Source organism: Massilia sp. CT11-108 (assembly GCF_047302915.1).
Classification (GTDB): Bacteria; Pseudomonadota; Gammaproteobacteria; order Burkholderiales; family Burkholderiaceae_D; genus Telluria; species Telluria orientalis.
On sequence record NZ_JBKYMO010000593.1, the window covers coordinates 1 to 3,076 of the forward strand.

Annotated in this window: 4 protein-coding genes; all 4 read left to right on the forward strand. The window is 67.8% G+C overall.

The genetic code is table 11. The features are described from left to right. On the forward strand, window positions 1-1,005 hold a 1,005-nt coding region (locus ACEN88_RS27950), incomplete at its 5' end, for an FUSC family protein (RefSeq protein ID WP_413344895.1). 11 nt (window positions 1,006-1,016) lie between these two features. Beyond that, on the forward strand, window positions 1,017-1,223 hold the full coding sequence (locus tag ACEN88_RS27955) for a DUF1656 domain-containing protein (protein WP_413344898.1): 207 nt from the start codon (window positions 1,017-1,019) through the stop codon (window positions 1,221-1,223). Window positions 1,224-1,230: 7 nt separating this feature from the next. After that, window positions 1,231-2,175 (forward strand): efflux RND transporter periplasmic adaptor subunit, encoded by a 945-nt coding sequence (locus tag ACEN88_RS27960; RefSeq protein WP_413344900.1) that lies wholly within the window; start codon window positions 1,231-1,233, stop codon window positions 2,173-2,175. After that, window positions 2,172-3,076 (forward strand): TolC family protein (locus ACEN88_RS27965; protein ID WP_413344903.1); only part of this gene is annotated, 905 nt, incomplete at its 3' end. The genes ACEN88_RS27960 and ACEN88_RS27965, both read left to right, overlap by 4 nt.

The window sequence follows — 3,076 nt, forward strand, 5'->3', positions numbered from 1 at the left end:
TTTCGTCGCCTGCGTATTTTTTTAAAAACACACCGCCCCCTGCCCCGGGGCTGGGCGGGGCTGTCCGCCTTCGCCGCCGCGGTCGCCGTGCTGGCCTGCTGCGCGTTCTGGATCCTGACCGGCTGGCCGGCCGGTCCCGCCGCCCCGATGATGACGGCCGTGCTGTGCTGTTTCTTCTCCACGCAGGACGACCCCGTCCCGTTCATCAAGACCTTCATGTGGTACTCGATCTACGCGATCCCACTGTCGGCCCTGTACCTGCTGGGCATCCTGCCGGCCGTGCACAACTTCGAGTCGCTCGTGCTCGCGTGCGCCCCGACCTTCCTCGCGCTGGGCGTCTTCCTCGCGCGTCCCTCGACGTTCGGGCGCGCGATGCCCTTCCTGTTCGCGATCTGTGGCACGCTGGCCATGGTCGACACGCACAACGCCGACATGGTGTCCTTCGTGAACAGCACGCTGGCGCAGGTGGTCGGCTACATCGCGGCCGCCGTCACGACGAGCGTGTTCCGCCGCGTGGGCGCCGGCTGGACGGCACGCCGCCTGCTCAAGGCCGGTTGGAGCGAGCTGTCGCGCATGGGCCAAGGCGAGCGCGTGCCGTCGCTGCCGGAATTCTCGGCCAGGATGGTTGACCGCGTGGGCCAGCTGACCCCGCGCCTGGCATTGGCCGGCAAGGACCAGGACCTGCAGGCCGTCGACGCCCTGCGCGACCTGCGCATCGGCCTGAACATGACCCTGTTGCAAAGCGTGCGCGCCCGGCTGGGCCGCGGCGAAGCGGCCGTCGGCCCGCTGATGAAGCAGCTGTCGCGCCATTTCGCGCTGCGCCCCAGGGTCGACGCCGGCTGCGAACGCAGCCTGCTGGACACGCTCGACAACGCCCTGCGCGCCATCTGCGCCGGCGAACGCGACGCGGCCCAGCGCGAGGCGCTCGCTGCCCTCACCGGCATGCGGCGCGACCTGTTTCCCAAGGCGGCGGCATATCAGCCGTCGCTTGCAACTGCAATCTGAAAGGAGATCCGATGATCGGCGAAGTCAGCATCTACGGCCTCTACGTTCCTCCGCTCCTGCTGCTCACGCTGGCGGCGCTGGTGGTCTCGCGGCTCATCAACCTGGTCCTGGCGAAGACGGGCTGTTATCGCGTCGTCTGGCACCCGGCCCTGTTCGATTTTTCCCTGTTCGTCATCGTGCTCGGCGCACTGACGTATTACACACGCAACTGGTCCTGAGATGGCTATGAAAACTATTTTGTCGACAATTGGCCGGGTAAGTATCACGGCGGCGGTGACTGCGGGCGCGGTCTACGCGGGCTGGCAGCTGTGGCGCCATTACGAGGTCGAGCCCTGGACCCGGGACGGCCGCGTGAAAGCCTATGTCGTGCAGGTCGCGCCCGACGTGACGGGCCAGGTGACCAAGGTCTACGTGCACGACAACCAGCAGGTGAAGGCCGGCGAGGCACTGTTCGACATCGACCGCGCCCGTTTCGAACTCGCCTTGCGCCAGAGCGAAGCCCAGGTGACGGCAGCCCAGGCCGCGCTGGCCCAGGCGCTGCGCGAGAACCAGCGTAACACCCAGCTCGACGACCTCGTGTCGCAGGAAACCCGGGAACAAGGGCAGACCCGCACCGACCAGGCCCGCGCCACGCTGGCCCAAGCCATCGTCAACCGCGACACCGCCAAGCTGAACCTCGAACGCACGCGCGTCGTCTCCAGCGTGAACGGCATCGTGACGAACCTCGACCTGCGCGAAGGCGCGTACGCCACCTCGGGGCATCCGGTGATGGCCGTCGTCGACAGCGGCTCGTTCTACGTCGAAGGCTATTTCGAAGAGACCAAGCTGCCCGGCATCCAGCTCGGCGACCAGGTCGACGTGACGGTGATGGGCACGCGCCAGCCGATCCGCGGCCACGTGGAGAGCTTCGCCGAAGGCATCACGGACCGCGACCGCAGCACCGGCGCCAACATGCTGCCGAACGTGAACCCGACCTTCAACTGGGTCCGCCTCGCGCAACGCGTGCCGGTGCGGATCGCCATCGACCAGGTGCCGGCCACCGTGCGCCTCGTCGCCGGGCAGACGGCGACGGTGAAGGTGTTGCCGGCTTTGGCTAAACCTTTGGCCAAGCCTGCGGCCAAGGCAATGGCTGCCGTTCCCGCCGCGACTACCACGCATAAATCGTCATGAACCGCTACCGATCCTCCGTCAAGAAAGTCTTCACGCTGTCGCTGCTGGCGGCCGCGCTCGCCGCCTGCACGACGGTGGGCCCCGACTACCACGTGCCGAAAGAGGCCGTGATCAAGCGCGACGCGGCCAACGCCCCGTTCATGGGCGCGGCCGAGCAGTCCTTCAAATCCGAGCCGCTCCCGGCCGACTGGTGGCGCCTGTACCAGGACCCGCTGCTCGACAAGCTGGTCGCCAGGGCCTTCGCCAACAATGCCGACCTGCGCGTGGCCGCCGCCAACCTGCAGCGCGCGCATGGCGTGCTGGAAGAGGTCGAGGAAAAGAAGCGCCCTGAAGTCGAGATGGGCGCCGCCCCGCAATACGGCCGGATCGCCGGTGCCCAGCTGGGCATCCCGGAACAACTGCCTACCGACGGCCTGTACGACGCCGACGTCAAGATCGGCTACACGCTCGACCTGTGGGGCCGCATCCGCCGCGCCGTCGAAGCGTCGGAAGCGGACGTCGAAGCCGCGCAGGCGGCCAGCGACCTCACGCACGTGATCGTCGCGGCCGACACGACCCGCGCCTATGCGGAAGCGTGTTCGGCCGGCTACCAGCTGAAAGTGGCGCAGGATTCCGTCGATCTGCAGCGGAAGTTCGTGAATCTCACGGCCGAACGCGTCAAGCGCGGCCGCGGCATCGCCATCGACACCACCCGTGCACAAGCCCAGCTCGACCAGTTGCGCGCCAACCTGCCGCCGCTGGAAGCGCGCCGCCGCACGGCGCTGTACCGTCTGGCTGTTTTGACAGGTGAAGTGCCGAGCCAGTTCCCGGCCGAGGTCGCTCAATGTTCGACGCCGCCGCGCGTGGCCGCGCTTGACGCGTTCGGCCGTGAGATTCACGAACTTCCGCTGCAGATCGACGG